The organism is Mesorhizobium sp. M0317, from assembly GCF_040321555.1.
Taxonomy (GTDB): Bacteria; Pseudomonadota; Alphaproteobacteria; order Rhizobiales; family Rhizobiaceae; genus Mesorhizobium.
The window spans coordinates 1-15,008 of the sequence record NZ_JAMYRV010000017.1 but is presented as its reverse complement, the minus strand read 5'-3'; the positions used below and the strand labels follow the sequence as shown (position 1 = coordinate 15,008).

Below are 15,008 nucleotides of genomic sequence, written 5' to 3'. Positions count from 1 at the left end.
AGACGTCCTACGCTACTTTTCCAGCACCCGCGAAAAACGCGTGTCCGGCACGAACCAGACGGCGGCCACCAGCACAAAGATCGCAACCCCGATCCATTGGTTGACGAAGGCAAGCGGGACGGCTGCGGCGTAGAGGGCCACCGAGATCTTGCCCTTGCGGTCATTGCCCAGCGCCTTGGCGAAGGCGGTGTCGTTGCCGTGCAAATGGTGCAGCTTGGTGGCGAGAAAGGTGTAGGCGACCGCGCACAGCACCAGGTCGATGCCATAGACGGCGACGGGGACCGGCGCGAAATGGTTCTCGCCCATGAAGGCCGTCGTTGCCGGCATCAGCGACAACCAGAACAGAAGGTTGAGGTTGGCCCACAGCACGCGGCCGTCGACCCTTTGGACGGTGTGGAACATGTTGTGCAGATTGTTCCAGTAGATACCGACATTGATGAACGACAAGACATAGCTGAAAAAGATCGGCCACAGCGGCAGAAGCGCTGAAAAATCCTGGCCATGCGGCACTTTCAGCTCCAGCACCATGATGGTGATGATGATGGCGACGACGCCATCGGTGAATGCCTCGACTCTGCCTTTTCCCATGGATTCTCCCTCTGGATGGAAAGACGTTAAGCGAGGATTTCGGGCAAGACCATCCTGACAAGGTTGTCAGGATGAAGTTCGGCACGTGGAACGGCCGCCATTACATGGACGTTGGGGCGCAATTGGGCGTTGGGCGATTGGCCGGAGGTTGCCATGACCAGCTATGCCGAGACCACGACGCGCGACAACGGATTCGATGGCCGGCCCGCGATGGCCGCGGTTGCCGCCATGATCGCCGCTCTGTTCGCCGGCAGCACGGTGCTGACGCCGCTTTACGTCATCTACAAGCAGGCCTTCGGTTTCTCGCAGATCACGCTGACGCTGGTCTACGCCGTCTATGTCGTCGGCAATCTCGGCGCATTGCTGATGTTCGGGCGCTTGTCCGACGGCATTGGCCGCCGTCCTGCGGCGCTGGCGTCGATGGCCATAGCGGTGGTCAGCGCGGTGGTGTTCCTGCTGGCCGAGAATGTCGCATGGCTCGATGTCGCCCGCATATTGAGCGGCCTTGGCATCGGCATCGGCGCGGGAACCGGCACGGCCTGGCTTGCCGAGTTGATCGAGGGTAAGGACAAATCGCGCGCGGCAATCATCGCCACCAGCACCAACTTCGTTGGCCTTGGCCTCGGCGCGCTGGCATCGGGCCTGCTCGCCGAATATGCGCCCTGGCCGTTGAGACTAACGTTTGCGGTCTATCTTGCCTTGCTCGTGGCGGTGACGCTGTTGATCTGGCGCACCAGGGAAACCGTTTCGCGGCCGGGAAGGCTGGCCGACGTTTCGTTGCGGCCGCGGCTGTCGGTGCCCGCTGATATCCGCGCCGCTTTCGTGGCGCCGGCCGTCACCGGCTTCGGCGCCATGGCGCTGGTCGGCTTCTATGCAGCCCTGGCGCCGAGCATCCTGGTGCAGCAGCTGCATGTGGCCAACCATGCCGAGGCCGGCGCGCTGTTCTTTGAACTGTCGATCGTTGCGGCCGCGACCATTCTGGCCACGACCCGACTGTCCAGCGGCGCCGGCATGCTGGCCGCGCTGGCGCTGATGATCCCGGCCGTAGGGCTGATGGTTGCTGCTCAGTTTTTCGCGTCGATGTCCCTGATGGTTGCCGCCACCGCTGTGTGCGGCGTGGCGGCGGCGCTCGGCTATCGCGGCGGCCTGCAGGTGGTGAACCAGATCGCACCTGCCGAGCGTCGCGCCGAATTGGTGTCGGCGTTCTTCATCTGCTGCTTCTGCGGCAATGCGCTGCCGGTGATCGGCATTGGGCTGCTGTCGAGTTGGGCCACTCCGACGACGGCAAGCCTGGCCTTCGCCGGCATGATCACGCTGTTCTCTGTCGTAGCGCTGGGGTTCGGCGTCAAATACGCGCGCTGAGCCTCACCCGTTTGGCGTCCCGGGCGCCATGTTTGCCCGTCCGCGCGGGATGCCGAGGCCGGTGTCGGGCGGCTCGCCGGCGGCCGGCCGGTCCTCGATCATGTGCATGGTGCGCCAGCGGCCGAAGCGATAATAGGCGGCGGCCAGCACCAGCGAGGTGATCGATCCCGCCGGAAAACTCCACCACAGCGCTTCCTCGCCGATGTAGCTCCTGAAGAAGTAGGCAAAGCCGGTACGCACGACCATCACGGAAATCACCAGAATGATCAGCGGCGGCATCACGGCACCGGTGGCGCGCACGGTCGCGAACAGCACGATGGTGACGCCGAACAGGATGAACGACCAGGACGCCACCTTGTTGATGTGGGCTGCAATGTCGATTGCGGTGCTGTCCCCGCTAAGGAACAGGCCGAGTACCGGCCTGTCGAAGAAGAACAGCAGCGCCACCAGGGCGCCGGTGAGCACCAGGTTGAAGCCGACGCCGGACGCCGCGATGCGACCGATGCGGTCCCACCGCCCTGCGCCGACATTCTGGGCCGCCATCGACGAGACTGCGGCGCCGATCGCCAGTGCAGGCATCTGGATATAGGTCCACAGCTGCGCCGCGATGCCATAGGCGGCGGCGACCTGCGAGCCGTAGGAGTTGACGATGCCCATGACGGTCAGCGCCGCCGCCGAAATGACGATCATCTGCAGGCCCATCGGCACGCCCTTGAAAACGACGATCCTGAGCAGCGCCGGATCCGGCCGCAGCAGAGCGAGGTTCGCGCCGGCGAGCCGCAACGGATGCTTTCTGGCATAAAGCACGACGAGGATGGCGATCACGCTCACCGTCTGGCCGATCAGCGTCGAGGTGGCGGAGCCGGCGATGCCGAGCTCGGGGAAGGGGCCGATGCCGCGAATGAGCAGCGGATTGAGGATGATGTCGAGCACGACGGCGAGCGCCATGAAGAAAAATGGCGTGCGCGAATCACCCGCACCGCGCAGCACCGTCATGACGAAGGACAGAAGATTCATCATCGGCACGGCGACGAAGATGATGCGCAGATAGGAGCGCGCCAGCGGCAGCGCATCGGGCGGGGTGCCCAGTGTGTTGAGGATGGCGTCGACCCAGATCCAGCCGCAGACGGCGAAGATAGCCGAGACGAGGAAGAAGAAGCTGGCGCTGGTGCCGACGATGCGCCGCGCCTCGGGCAGGTCGCGGGCGCCGACCGATTGCGCCACCAGGATGGTCGCGGCCATGCCGATCCCGAACACGGTGCCGAGAATCAGGAACAGCACCAGATTGGCGTTTGAGGTCGCCGTCAGCGCCGATTCACCGAGGAAGCGGCCGACCCAGACGGCGTTGATCGAACCGTTGAGCGACTGCAGCACATTGGAACCGAGCACCGGAAGCGCGAACAACAGCAGCGTGCGAGGGATTGGGCCGCTGGTGAGATCGCCGGTGCGCCGGCGCGGTGGTATTTTTTCGTCCATGGGCTGTTCGGCGACGGTTCATCTCAAAGTCCGCCCGGCAATGATCGCCGATTTAACGGACAAGGTCGATGCGGCATCGGAACATCACGCTTAACGCGGCTGAGGCGATCAGGTTCTCAAAGCTTGCGTAATGGGCTATGGGTCATCGCCGCGAGGGGCCGCAAACCGGGGGGATCATGTCCGACAATCCATTATTTTCCGAGCGCCTGAATAGGCGCGCGTTTCTGGGAGCATCCGCTTTGGGTGCCGCTGCCTTGGCACTTTCGGCCTGCACAACCACTGATGTGGCAGTACCGCCGACGCCGGCGCCGGCACCCGCACCCGAGCCCGCTTTCGGCGATGCCGCCACCATGTATTCGGCGCGCGTCGATGAGGGCTTTTCATTGCCGGCAATCCCCGTCGCCAAGCTCGATCCGAAATTCGTGCGCCAGATCGTGGACGATCCGACCGGCGAAAAACCCGGCACGATCGTCGTCGATACATCCGAGCATTTTCTCTATCTGGTGCGCGACGGCGGCAAGGCAATGCGCTATGGCGTCAGCCTCGGCAAGGCCGGGTTTGGCTGGACCGGCAGCGCCGTGATCCAGGCGCGCAAGAAATGGCCGGTGTGGACGCCGCCGCCCGAAATGATCCAGCGCCGGCCGGAACTGGCGAAATACAAGGACGGCATGCCGCCCGGACCGCAGAGCCCGCTCGGTGCGCGCGCGCTCTATCTGTTCCGCGACGGCAAGGACACGATGTACCGGCTGCACGGCACGCCGGAATGGGATTCCATCGGCAAGAACGCGTCGTCAGGCTGCGTGCGCTTCATGAACCAGGACATCATCGACCTCTACAGCCGGGTCAACGGCGTAGCCCAGGTCTATGTGCGCCCGAACCTGTCGGCCGCGGGCAAGATCATGGCTGTGTCGAGCCGGACCGCCGAGCCGATCGATGCCGGCGTGCCAAGGGATGCGGAGATTTTGAAATAGGTGCCTTCACGGCATCGCTGATCGCCGACAAACGGTTAGAGGCGGACGCGCCGGGCGCGTCCGCCTTTCCGTATACGGCTACTTGTTGGCGAGGCCCGGAAGCGTGACCTGATAGACCAGGAACATGGTGTCGACATCGGCGCCGTCATCGGCCTTGTAGGGCGCGCCGACCTGAAAACCGTCTTGGGTGAGAAAGTCGTTATCGTTGCCGACGAACAGGAAATAGTCGTCGGGCAGCGCCGGATCGAGCAGGCTGACCACAGACATTGCTTCCCACTTCTCCGAGAGATTGTTCTTGTCGTTCGGCTTGCCGTCATGCAGGCCGAAACGGCCGAGTTCCTTGTTGTCGTTGATGTCAATGAACGGCGTCAGCTTGGCCGGGGTCACCGAGGGGTCGAGCACGCCCTTGGGCGCCAGCGGCTTGTCGGCGGCATCGAAGGCGCCGCCGGCAATGTCGGTGGCGCCAGAGACGTCGACGACGAAAATCTGGCGCAGCAGCGAAGTATCGCCCTTCACCCCCTGGCCGTTTCCGCTGTCGCGCGCCAGCATCAGGAAGGTCTTGTCGGACAGCGCCACGATTTCGCTCTGCGCGGCGACCTTGGTCTTGTCCTTGGCGTCCTTGAACACCGGCAGCGGCACGGCATATTCATGCACCAGCTTGAGATGGGCCGGGTCGGAGGCGTCGTAGACCAGCGCGCGGGTGTTCTGGCGCGTCGCGGGCGAATCGCCGCCATCCTGGCGGGGCGCCGACTGCAGCACAGTGATCAGCGACTTGCCGTCCGGCGTCAGCGCCATGCCTTCGAGGCCTTGATTGTTCTGGCGGCCGGTTTCGGGATCCTTCGGATCGGGTTCGGCTGCACCGGGGCCCGGATTGTCGGAGGCGAAGTTCGGCGCGCCCTTGCGCATCGGCACCAAAGCGGCGGGCGGCTGCGTTGCCGACAACAGATGGCCGTCGGCCGAGAAGCGGTAGATGTTGGGGCCGTATTCGTCAGAGATGAACATGGTGCCGTCGGGCAGCCGCGCGATCGCCTCATTGTCGAGCGCCAGCTTGCCATTGGCCTCGGGCAGGATCGGCAGGTCGCCATTGGCCGCGCGCAAGCCGTTGAGCGGATCGAGACCGGTGGCGTCTGCGCCCTTGTCGTCGGTGAGCAGCAGGGAATCGGCTAGCGTCGCCTTGACGCCGGTCCTTTCCTGGCCGGCGGTGGGCGTGGCGCCCAGTGCGGTCGGCGTGAACTCGATGCGAATAGTGTTGAGCCGCGGCCGGTAGTCGGTGGTGCCGACGACATTGTAGCCGCGATCCGGCAGCAGCCACAGCGAACCCTTGTAGCCATCCGCGCCATGGGTCCAGCTTGCGGCGTCGATCGACATGCCGGAGCCGGAGCCGAAGGTCTCGCCGAACTTGTCCTTCTGATCGGCCGGAATGCGGCCGACGCCGACCAGGCCCTTGTTGACGAAGCCGCCAACGGTGGCGGTGCTGTCGGCAAGGGCAGGGGTCAGGGCGCTAAACAGCGCCAATGCGGCGCCGAGCGACACGGTTCGGTGCAGATTTTTCATGGGATAACCTCTTTGTGACGGAACGGGCCGGAACGGCCGGATGACGAAGCCGCCGCAATCGACGATGCCGCGCCCACCGATGAGCGGTCTAGGACGCGAAGATGATAGTTGCGTGACAGACCGTGTCGCACGCGCTCCGGAACCATTTTCCAGCCTGATCCGTTGCACGCGAGCCCAAGCGTCGCCTGCGATGGCCGGTCGAGCCCCGGGCCCAGGAGGGATAAATGGGTTTCGATCAGTATCACGAGCCACCGGAAGAACTGACGCAGGAGGTGCGGACCTTTGCCCGCATGATCACCTCGTTGATCGAAGAGGCCGAGGCGATCAGCTGGTACGAACAGCGCATGTCGGTCGAGAAAGACCCTCAGGCCAAGGCGATCATGAAGAACGCGCAAGGCGAGGAGTTCAAGCATTTCGGCATGGATCTGGAATTCCTGCTGCGCCAGAAGAAAGACTGGCGCACGGAACTGAAGGAAATCCTGTTCACCACCGGCGACATCGTCAAGGCCGGCGAGCGGGGCGAGAAGAAGGTGGATTGAGGCCCGCCGGCCTTCCTCCGCGGCGGATCAATCGCTGTCGCGGGCGATCAGCTCCAGCGGCCAGACTTCGCGGATGATGCGCGGACCTTCCGGGCCGGCAAAGGCGGGAAGCGAGGCCAGCAGCATTTCGGCCAGCCGCCGGCCCATCGGCTCCAGCGACGGACGGAAGGCGGTCAGCGCCGGCGAGAAATAACGGCAGAGCGGCGTGTCGACGATGACGATCACCGCGATGTCGTGGCCGGGCCTGATGCCCATCTCGGCCAGTGCTTTGCAGCCGCCGAGCGCCATTGCGTCATTGTTGAAGATGATGGCTGTGGGCCGGTCCTTGGAGAGCATCACGCGCGGCGTCACCTGGTAGCCTCCGGCCTCGTTGATGAAGCCGTCGGCGATCAGGCCGGGGTCGACTTCGATACCATGCCGCTTCAGCGCCTTGCGGTAGCCGTCGAGGAACAGGTAGCCGAAGTTGAGATCAAGCGAAGGGCGGATGGCGGCAATGCGGCGGTGGCCGCGCGCGACCAGCCGGTCGACGGCTTCATCACCCGCCCTCTCGAAATCGATATCGAGCGAAGGATAGGTGTCGTCGCCGGATTGACTTCGGCCAAGCGTGGCGAAGGGAAAGCCGGCCTTGCTGAGATAGTCGATCCGATCGTCTTCCCGCCGTGTGTTGGCCAACACGACCGCGTCGGCCCGGCGCGTCTCAACCACTCGGCGCAGCCTGTCCTGCTGATATTGACCGGGCTCACCCATGACGACCATCAGATCCAGGCCATACTCGGCAAGCCGGCCTTGCAGACCGATCAGGAACGGGATGAAGAACGGTTCGCCATATTGCTGGTCCCCCGGATGCGGTTGCAGCATGAAGGCGATCGAATGGGTGGCGCCTTGCCGCAGGCTGCGGCCGGACTGGTTGGGTGAATAGTTCAGCTGCTTGGCGGCGGCGAGCACGCGCTGGCGGGTGTCGGCATTGACGTCGGCGCGGCCGTTCAGCGCCCGCGACACGGTGCCGATCGAAATGTTCAGGTGACGCGCGAGGTCATGGATGCTGGACGCCAAGGACTTCTCTCCCCCGACCCTTGGCTAGCACCGGCTGCCGCTCAGGCCAAGGCTTCGGGATGATTTTCGCGGGCAGCCGATTGACATTCTAGGCCATCGGGTGTGTTCTCGTAAACGTTTACGGAGAAACGTTTACGGTGGTGCCGTCAATGCCGTGACATTCGGTCTGGAGGGGCCGGACGGGAGGAATGCCGGATGATGAATGCCGTCCTCGTCGGCTGTGGTGCGATGAGCAAGGCCTGGCTCGATGCCGCGAGGCAGATCGACGGGCTGGCCATTGTCGGCCTTGTCGATCTCGACGCCGAACGGGCGAAGGCGAGGGCGCACGAATACGGGCTCGACGGCGCGGTAATCGGCACCAGCCTCGACGCGGTGCTCGACCAGACCAAGCCCGACGCGGTGTTCGATGTCGTGGTTCCTGGCGCCCGCCGCGACGTCGCCTTTTCCGCCTTTGCCCATAATTGCCATCTGCTCACCGAAAAGCCGCTCGCCGACACCCCGGAAAATGCCCGCGCCATTGTCGACGCGGCGCGCCAGGTAGGGCGCGTTCATGCCGTGGTGCAGAACCGCCGCTACGTCGCCAATGTCCGGCGCATCAGGCGCTTTCTCGACTCCGGCGCCATCGGCAAGCCAACCAGCATCCATGCCGACTTCTTCGTCGCGCCGCATTTCGGCGGCTTTCGCGAGGAGATGGCGCATGTGCTCTTGCTCGACATGGCGATCCACACATTCGACGCCGCCCGCTACATGGTCGCAGGCGATCCCGCCGGTGTTTTTTGCCAGGAATGGGAGCCGGCCAATTCCTGGTACCGGCAGGGTTCCTCGGCCAGCGCTATCTTCGATCTCGGTGGCGGCAAGCGGTTCACCTATGCAGGCTCTTGGTGCGCGGCGGGCTTCCGCACCAGTTGGGAGAGCACATGGCGCATCGTCGCCGAGCACGGCAGCCTGGTCTGGGACGGCGAGGACGGGCTGAAGGCCGAAGTTGTGTTGTCGGTCCGCGACGGCCTTTTCGACCTGACCCAGCCCATCATCGTGCCGCCGCTCGATCCCGCCGACCGCATCGGCGGTCATCTCGGCGTCATCAAGGATTTCATCCACGCCATCGAGACCGGTAGCGAGCCGGAAACGCGTGGCAGCGACAACATCAAAAGCCTGGCCATGGTTTTCGGCGCCATCGAAAGCGCCGAGACCGGACGGCGCGTCGCAATCACACAGGAAGCATCATGATGCCAAACCCGCTTCTCGACATCCGGATCGGCACCATGGTGCGGGCCAATCTCGAAGACCCCGCCGCCTACATCAAAGAGATTCTGCCGCTCGGTTTCGAGAGCATCCAGCCCTTCTTCTGGCAGACGCTGGGCGGCAAGGATTTGGCGCGGCTCGCCGGTGAGATTGGCGAGGCGATCGGCGATGCCGATGTCGCCGTGTCGTCGATCGGCGTGTTCGGCAATCCGCTGGAGGATGGCGAGGTCGATCGCGGCGTGCTCGCGGCCTGGGAAACCGTCATCGACAATGCGCATCTGTTCGGCGCTTCGATCGTCAGCGGCTTCACCGGACGTCTGCGTGGCAAGAAGCTGACAGACAGCCTGCCGCGCTTCCGTGAGGTTTGGGGTCCGCTGGCCAGGCGCGCCGCAGACAAGGGCGTGCGCATCGCCTTCGAGAATTGCGCGATGGATGGCAACTGGGCGGCCGGCGACTGGAACATCGCCCACAATCCCGATGCCTGGGAGTTGATGTTCAACGAATTGCCCGACGACAATCTCGGCCTCGAATGGGAGCCCTGCCATCAGCTGGTCTATCTCATCGACCCGATGCCGCAGATCCGCAAATGGGCGCCGCGCATCTTCCATGTCCACGGCAAGGACGCGACGGTGCGCTGGGATGTGATCCGCGAGCATGGCGTGTTCGGCAAGCTGCCCTTCGTGCAGATGCGCACGCCCGGTTTTGGCGACAGCGACTGGACGCGGGTGATCAGCGAATTGCGGCTGGCCGGTTACAAGGGCGCCATCGACATCGAGGGCTGGCACGACCCGGTCTATCGCGGCGATCTCGAAATCACAGGCCAGGTGCGCGGGCTGGAATACCTCAAGCAATGCCGGGGAGGAGCGACCTACCTGCCGAACCCAGCGTGACCGAGGGCCGGTGGGAGGAGCCGGCCTGACAGATTGCCAAGCACTGCCGACAAGCACTGCCGAAAAGCGAACGACGAACCCCTCGGCTCACCGAGGACAAAAGGGAGGAACGTGCATGAGCATCGCAATGAGAACGACACTTCTGCGCTCGACCGTCGTGGCCGCCGCCACGGCGCTGTGCGCTGCCATCTCCACTCTGCCGGCGCAGGCGCTCGACGCCCAGTGGTGCAAGGATGTCCACATCCGCTTTTTCGTCGGCGGCGCCGAGGGCGACGCTTTCGGCACCATCGTCTACAATGGCGCCAAGCAGGCGGCGTCCGATCTCGGGCCGAAGGTCGACTACATCTTCTCGCAGTGGGACGTCGAGAAGATGGTGCAGCAATTGCGTGAGGCCGTCGCCGTGAAGCCAAACGGCATTGCCATGATGGGCCATCCGGGCGACGCCGCGATCATGCCGCTGGCCGAACAGGCGCATAAGGACGGCATCAAGATGATGTACCAGAACGTGCCGGTGCCGAAGGTGGTGGACGCGTTCGGCGGCGGCTATGTCGGCGCCCAGCAGGAGCAGCAGGGCCGCGCGCTCGGCACTGAGGCGTTCAAGCTCGGGAAGCTCAAGTCCGGCGACAAGGCAATCATGATCGGTCCGTTCGAGAACGAGGCCCGCGGCGCGCGAGAGCGCGGCACGGTGGCAGCACTCAAGGAAGCCGGCGTCGAGGTCATCCAGCTGTCGTCGCCGCCGAGCGGCGAATGGGCGTCCGACCCCAATCTGGCGATACCGGTGATCACCGCGGCCCTGCTCAACAATCCCGACGTCAAGGCGGTCGGCTATCCCGGCGGCCAGATGCTGGGCAACGTCGCCACCTACATGCAGGCGGCAGGACGCAAGCCCGGCGACATCTTCAACTTCGGCTTCGATACCAGCCCGCAGATCGTCGAGGCGTTCAAGGGCGGCTGGGTGCAGCTGACGGCTGATCAGCAGCCGTTTCTGCAAGGCTATCTGCCGATCCTCAGCCTTTGCCAGCAGGTGGTGCTGGGCCTGGCGCCGATGAATGTCGACACCGGGGCGGGCTTCGTCACGCCGCAGAATTACGAGATCGTCGCCGAGCTCGCCAAGCAGGCGCTGCGCTGACCTCCCAAACTGCCGGCTGGGCGCAAGCCCGGCCGGCAGGACCGCCGGCACCAGGCCGGGATGATACCACAGGAGCGAGGATCGCCATGGCCGAACGCATCATCGAACTGCGCGACATCAGCAAATCCTATGGCCAGGTCTATGCGCTGGGCGGGGTCAATCTCTCGGTCGACCGCGGCGAGGTGGTTGGCTTGATCGGTGACAATGGCGCCGGCAAATCGACGCTGATCAAGATCCTGTCCGGCGTCGTCAAGCCGACCAGCGGCGAGATCCTGGTGCGCGGCAAGCCGGTGACCGGCTGGAGTGCGGCACGCTCGCGCGACGCCGGCATCGAGACGGTTTTCCAGGACCGGGCGCTGGCCGTGCAGCAGACCATCGTGCGCAACATCTTCATGGGCCGCGAACTCACCGGCTTCATGGGCTTTCTGAAGGTCAATAAAGAGATAGAGGAGGCGAGCCGGCTGATGCGCGAGATCGGCTTTACCTCGAAAGTGTTCACGCCGCATTCGATCGTCGGCCAGCTCTCCGGCGGCGAACGCCAGGGCGTGGCGATCGCGCGCGCCATCTACAAGCAGGCGGAGCTGATCATCCTCGACGAGCCGACGACGGCGCTGTCGCTGACCGAGACCGCCAAGGTCTTCCATTTCGTGCGCCAGGTGCGGGCGAGCGGGCGCTCGATCCTCTTCATCGGCCACAACATCCACCATGTCTTCGACATCGCCGACCGCTTCGTGGTGATTGACCGCGGCAAGGTGGCGCTGACCGCCGATCGCACCGAGGTCAAGTCGGCCGAAGAGCTGATCAACTTCATGGAAGACGTTGCGCATCCCGGCGGATTGCCGGGGCTGCACGAGGCCGGCGACGCGGAGAGGGCAGCACGATGAGCAAGACCATGGAACCCGATCTGCAGAGCCCTCTCGGCGGCAAGGCAGCCCGACCCGAGTGGAAGCACCCGTCCGACCACTGGCTGCGCGGTTTCGTCATCGACAACCGCGCAGCGCTCGGCACGCTCGCCGTGTTCATCATCATGATGGCGGCGTTCCTGATCGCCAACCCGACCGTGTTCACCACCTGGTATCTCTACAGATCCGTGCTGACCACGCTGCCCGTTGCGCTGTTCGTGGTGGTGCCGCTGGTGTTCGTCGTCACTTGCGGCGAGATCGACCTGTCGTTTCCCGCAACCATGGGCTTTGCCTCCTGGGTGTTCGCGCTGGTGGTGCAGGCCGGCTATGATCCGTTTCTCGGCATCGCAGCGGCGATTCTCACGGGCACGCTGCTCGGCTTCCTCGTTGGGTCGCTCGTCGTTTATGGCGGGCTGTCGTCGCTGATCGCCACGCTCGGCATGAATTTCCTGCTGCGTGGGCTGATCCAGATCATCAACGAGGGCAGATCGACGGCATTGACCGGTCTCAGCGACAGCTGGGCGTACACCATCTTCTCCGGTCAGGTGTGGGGTTTTCCGGTACAGGTCTTCTGGGCACTCGCCTTCGTCATTTTGTCGGCAATGCTCTACAACCGGCACCGCTTCGGCGCGCAGGTGAGGGTGGTCGGCGACAACCCCGACAGCGCCCAGCAGATGGGCATCGACGTCAAGCGCGTGCGGGTGAAAGTGTTCATCTTCACCGGCATTGGGGCCGCGATCGCCGGCACGTTTTCGGTGATGATCAACTTCACCTGGTGGCCGACCGCGGGCGACGGCTATCTCTTGCCGGTGCTGGCTTCGGTGTTCGTGGGCGGCACGCCGACCTGGGGCGGCATCGGCACGGTTGCCGGCGGCGCCATCGGCGCGGTCACCGTGTCGTTCATCCAGACCGGCGTCGTGGCGGCGGGCTTGAGCGGCTTCTACGTCCAGTTCTTCAACGGCCTGATCATCATCCTGTCGCTGTTGGGGCACAAGTGGAACCAGGCGCGGTACAGGTGAGGGCGGGCTAAATTGACGGGGACGCTCATGTTGCGGACCGCATGCCCCGACGACTGGGCAGACGCCCGTCGCTTCGTCATTCTAGGGCGGAGCAGGAGCGAAGCTCCGTCGCGTAGACCCTGGAATCCATTCCGCGACCTTGGAGTGCAGCTGCGCAGGATTCCGCACCGTGGCAACGCGTTGAAGACGCGGGATGGATCCTCGGGTCTACGCTGCGTCGCTACGCTCCTTGCTCCGCCCGTGGATGACGATGCGGGGAGGGCTCCGCCAGACTACAACAATGTGGTCGCTTGTAGGACAACAGGACAAGCGGGCGCTCACACCGCCGCCACAAACCCGTCCAGCACGCGTTTCTGGCCGGCCTTGTCGAAGTCGATGGTCAGCTTGTTGCCTTCGATGTTGGAAATGTTGCCGTTGCCGAATTTCTGGTGGAAGACGCGGTCGCCGACACTAAAGGCTGACGGCGTGTCGGCGACGGATTTGGCGACCAGTTCGCCGTCGATGGTGCGGCCTTTGACCGAGGTGCGGCCGGCGCCGTAGCCGCTGTCGGTCTCGCCATAGCCGATGCGCTCGACCTGGTGGCCAGAGCGCGAGCCCCAGTTGCGGTCGGTGGCCTCGGTGCGGTTGGCCTGCGCGCGTTGCCAGCCGGGCGTCGCATAGGTGTTGGAGAAGGCGCCGGATTTTTCCGCGCCGACATTGTCGAAGCGCGAGGCGCCGTAGGGGTTCTGCCGTCCTGCGCCCTGGCCGCCACGGCCCGACGCGAACGAACCGCCGCCATAGGAATTGCCGTAGCCGCCATAGGAGTTGCCGCTTTCGGCGACCTCGACATGGGCTTCCGGCAGTTCGTCCAGAAAGCGCGACGGGATGGTCGACTGCCACAGGCCGTGGATGCGGCGGTTGGAGACGAACCACAGATGCAGGTTCTTCTTGGCCCGGGTCAGGCCGACATAGGCGAGACGGCGCTCTTCCTCCAGGCCGGAGCGGCCGCCTTCGTCCAGCGCGCGTTGGTGCGGGAACAGGCCTTCCTCCCAGCCGGGGAGGAACACGGTCTCGAATTCGAGGCCCTTGGCCGAATGCAGCGTCATGATGTTGACGGCGTCAAGCTCGGCGTTCTGCTCGGCGTCCATGACCAGCGCGACATGCTCGAGGAAGGAGCGCAGCGATTCGTACTCCTCCATCGAGCGGATAAGCTCTTTCAGGTTTTCCAGCCGGCCCGGCGCCTCGACCGAGCGGTCGTTCTTCCACATGTCGGTGTAGCCGCTCTCCTCCAGAATGGTCTCGGCGAGTTCGGTGTGCGGCGTGGTTTCCAGCGCCTTCTGCCAGCGCTCGAAATTGGCCGCCACTTCGCGCAAGGCCGCGCGGGGCTTGGGCTTCAGCTCGTCGCTTTCCGCAAGCTTGGCGGCTGCCTCCAGCATCGGGATGCGCAAGCTCCGCGCCGTGTCGTGGATCTGGCGGATGGTGGCTTCACCCAGGCCGCGCTTGGGGACATTGACGATGCGCTCGAAGGCGAGGTCGTCGGCGCCCTGCGCGACGACGCGGAAGAAGGCCAGCGCATCGCGGATTTCCATGCGCTCATAAAAACGCGGGCCGCCGATGACGCGGTAATTGAGGCCGAGCGTGACGAAGCGGTCTTCGAATTCGCGCATCTGGAAGGAGGCGCGGACCAGGATGGCCATGTCGTTGAGATTGTGCTTGGCACGCTGGTAGGTCTCGATGGTTTCGCCGACGGCGCGCGCTTCCTCCTCGGAATCCCAAGCGGCGTGGACATGCACCTTCTCGTCGTCCTCGGCGACCTTCTCGGTGAACAGCGTCTTGCCGAAGCGACCCTCATTGTGGGCGATGAGGTGCGAGGCGGTGCCGAGGATGTGCGCCGTCGAGCGGTAGTTGCGTTCCAGCCGGATGATGGTGGCGCCCGGGAAATCCTTGTCGAAGCGCAGGATGTTGTCGACCTCGGCGCCACGCCAGCCATAGATGGACTGGTCGTCGTCGCCGACGCAGCAGATGTTGACTTTGTTTTCGCTCACGGGCCGTTCCGCGCCTGCCGGCGCAGGCCCTCCGCCCCCTCTTTTTTGCGCGCCTTCGGCGTCGCGGGAGTCGCCTCGCAACGGCTCGGACGCCTGGTCGGGCTTGCGGCCTTCGGCCGAGCGCGCTTTACCCTCCCCTGGATGGGGAGGGTCGCCGCGCAGCGGCGGGGAGGGGTGGCTGGCGCCGGGGCTGCCACCCCCCCCCCCGGGGGGGGGGGGGGGGGGGGGGGGGGGGGGGGGGGGGGGGGGGCGGGGGGGG

At 64.8% G+C, this 15,008-nt stretch carries 12 protein-coding genes and 1 pseudogene; 8 read left to right on the top strand and 5 right to left on the bottom strand.

The window, feature by feature from the left end:
• Positions 1 to 12 precede the first annotated feature (12 nt).
• Positions 13 to 588, bottom strand: a complete 576-nt coding sequence (locus NKI88_RS14245; RefSeq protein WP_023668299.1) for a TMEM175 family protein — start codon at positions 586 to 588, stop codon at positions 13 to 15.
• 153 nt (positions 589 to 741) lie between these two features.
• On the opposite strand from NKI88_RS14245, the gene NKI88_RS14240 reads away from it, so the two are divergent.
• Positions 742 to 1,950, top strand: a complete 1,209-nt coding sequence (locus tag NKI88_RS14240; RefSeq protein WP_352655754.1) for an MFS transporter — start codon at positions 742 to 744, stop codon at positions 1,948 to 1,950.
• Between the two features lie 3 nt (positions 1,951 to 1,953).
• Here NKI88_RS14240 and NKI88_RS14235 read toward each other — a convergent pair whose 3' ends face one another.
• Entirely contained in the window at positions 1,954 to 3,426 is a 1,473-nt protein-coding gene (locus NKI88_RS14235) for an MATE family efflux transporter (protein ID WP_352655752.1), read from the bottom strand.
• 176 nt (positions 3,427 to 3,602) lie between these two features.
• On the opposite strand from NKI88_RS14235, the gene NKI88_RS14230 reads away from it, so the two are divergent.
• Positions 3,603 to 4,397 carry a L,D-transpeptidase gene (locus tag NKI88_RS14230; protein WP_352655750.1) on the top strand — a complete coding sequence of 265 codons (795 nt, stop codon included), beginning with the start codon at positions 3,603 to 3,605 and terminating at the stop codon, positions 4,395 to 4,397.
• A gap of 78 nt (positions 4,398 to 4,475) precedes the next feature.
• Here NKI88_RS14230 and NKI88_RS14225 read toward each other — a convergent pair whose 3' ends face one another.
• A complete protein-coding gene (locus NKI88_RS14225) occupies positions 4,476 to 5,951 on the bottom strand; it encodes an esterase-like activity of phytase family protein (RefSeq protein WP_352655748.1) in 1,476 nt (491 codons plus the stop codon).
• Positions 5,952 to 6,175: 224 nt separating this feature from the next.
• Between NKI88_RS14225 and NKI88_RS14220 the strand changes: the two genes are divergently transcribed.
• Positions 6,176 to 6,490 carry a ferritin family protein gene (locus NKI88_RS14220; protein ID WP_023712452.1) on the top strand — a complete coding sequence of 105 codons (315 nt, stop codon included), beginning with the start codon at positions 6,176 to 6,178 and terminating at the stop codon, positions 6,488 to 6,490.
• Positions 6,491 to 6,517: 27 nt separating this feature from the next.
• On the opposite strand, the gene NKI88_RS14215 is transcribed toward NKI88_RS14220, so the two are convergent.
• On the bottom strand, positions 6,518 to 7,543 hold the full coding sequence (locus NKI88_RS14215; RefSeq protein ID WP_023746909.1) for a LacI family DNA-binding transcriptional regulator: 1,026 nt from the start codon (positions 7,541 to 7,543) through the stop codon (positions 6,518 to 6,520).
• 195 nt (positions 7,544 to 7,738) lie between these two features.
• On the opposite strand from NKI88_RS14215, the gene NKI88_RS14210 reads away from it, so the two are divergent.
• The 5 genes from NKI88_RS14210 to NKI88_RS14190 all read left to right on the top strand — a co-directional run bounded on the left by NKI88_RS14210 (position 7,739) and on the right by NKI88_RS14190 (position 12,725).
• The gene (locus NKI88_RS14210) at positions 7,739 to 8,770 is read left to right on the top strand and encodes a Gfo/Idh/MocA family protein (protein WP_352655746.1); all 1,032 of its coding nucleotides are present in this window, start codon (positions 7,739 to 7,741) and stop codon (positions 8,768 to 8,770) included.
• The gene (locus tag NKI88_RS14205; protein ID WP_023832879.1) at positions 8,767 to 9,675 is read left to right on the top strand and encodes a sugar phosphate isomerase/epimerase family protein; all 909 of its coding nucleotides are present in this window, start codon (positions 8,767 to 8,769) and stop codon (positions 9,673 to 9,675) included. The genes NKI88_RS14210 and NKI88_RS14205 overlap by 4 nt, the downstream gene beginning before the upstream one ends.
• 115 nt (positions 9,676 to 9,790) lie before the next feature.
• Positions 9,791 to 10,804: a substrate-binding domain-containing protein gene (locus tag NKI88_RS14200; RefSeq protein ID WP_023699592.1), complete on the top strand. Its 1,014-nt coding sequence runs from the start codon at positions 9,791 to 9,793 to the stop codon at positions 10,802 to 10,804.
• A gap of 86 nt (positions 10,805 to 10,890) precedes the next feature.
• Entirely contained in the window at positions 10,891 to 11,688 is a 798-nt protein-coding gene (locus tag NKI88_RS14195; RefSeq protein WP_023668308.1) for an ATP-binding cassette domain-containing protein, read from the top strand.
• A complete protein-coding gene (locus tag NKI88_RS14190; RefSeq protein ID WP_023668309.1) occupies positions 11,685 to 12,725 on the top strand; it encodes an ABC transporter permease in 1,041 nt (346 codons plus the stop codon). The genes NKI88_RS14195 and NKI88_RS14190 overlap by 4 nt, the downstream gene beginning before the upstream one ends.
• A gap of 317 nt (positions 12,726 to 13,042) precedes the next feature.
• On the opposite strand, the pseudogene NKI88_RS14185 reads toward NKI88_RS14190, so the two are convergent.
• Positions 13,043 to 14,737: pseudogene (locus tag NKI88_RS14185) on the bottom strand (ATP-dependent helicase); the annotation flags it as partial.
• Positions 14,738 to 15,008 lie beyond the last annotated feature (271 nt).

Excerpts from the sequence above, each read along its gene's own strand:
- NKI88_RS14245 (WP_023668299.1), bottom strand. The coding sequence starts at position 588 with ATGGGAAAAGGCAGAGTCGAGGCATTCACCGATGGCGTCGTCGCCATC.
- NKI88_RS14240 (WP_352655754.1), top strand. The coding sequence starts at position 742 with ATGACCAGCTATGCCGAGACCACGACGCGCGACAACGGATTCGATGGC.
- NKI88_RS14235 (WP_352655752.1), bottom strand. The coding sequence starts at position 3,426 with ATGGACGAAAAAATACCACCGCGCCGGCGCACCGGCGATCTCACCAGC.
- NKI88_RS14230 (WP_352655750.1), top strand. The coding sequence starts at position 3,603 with ATGTCCGACAATCCATTATTTTCCGAGCGCCTGAATAGGCGCGCGTTT.
- NKI88_RS14225 (WP_352655748.1), bottom strand. The coding sequence starts at position 5,951 with ATGAAAAATCTGCACCGAACCGTGTCGCTCGGCGCCGCATTGGCGCTG.
- NKI88_RS14220 (WP_023712452.1), top strand. The coding sequence starts at position 6,176 with ATGGGTTTCGATCAGTATCACGAGCCACCGGAAGAACTGACGCAGGAG.
- NKI88_RS14210 (WP_352655746.1), top strand. The coding sequence starts at position 7,739 with ATGATGAATGCCGTCCTCGTCGGCTGTGGTGCGATGAGCAAGGCCTGG.
- NKI88_RS14205 (WP_023832879.1), top strand. The coding sequence starts at position 8,767 with ATGATGCCAAACCCGCTTCTCGACATCCGGATCGGCACCATGGTGCGG.
- NKI88_RS14200 (WP_023699592.1), top strand. The coding sequence starts at position 9,791 with ATGAGCATCGCAATGAGAACGACACTTCTGCGCTCGACCGTCGTGGCC.
- NKI88_RS14195 (WP_023668308.1), top strand. The coding sequence starts at position 10,891 with ATGGCCGAACGCATCATCGAACTGCGCGACATCAGCAAATCCTATGGC.
- NKI88_RS14190 (WP_023668309.1), top strand. The coding sequence starts at position 11,685 with ATGAGCAAGACCATGGAACCCGATCTGCAGAGCCCTCTCGGCGGCAAG.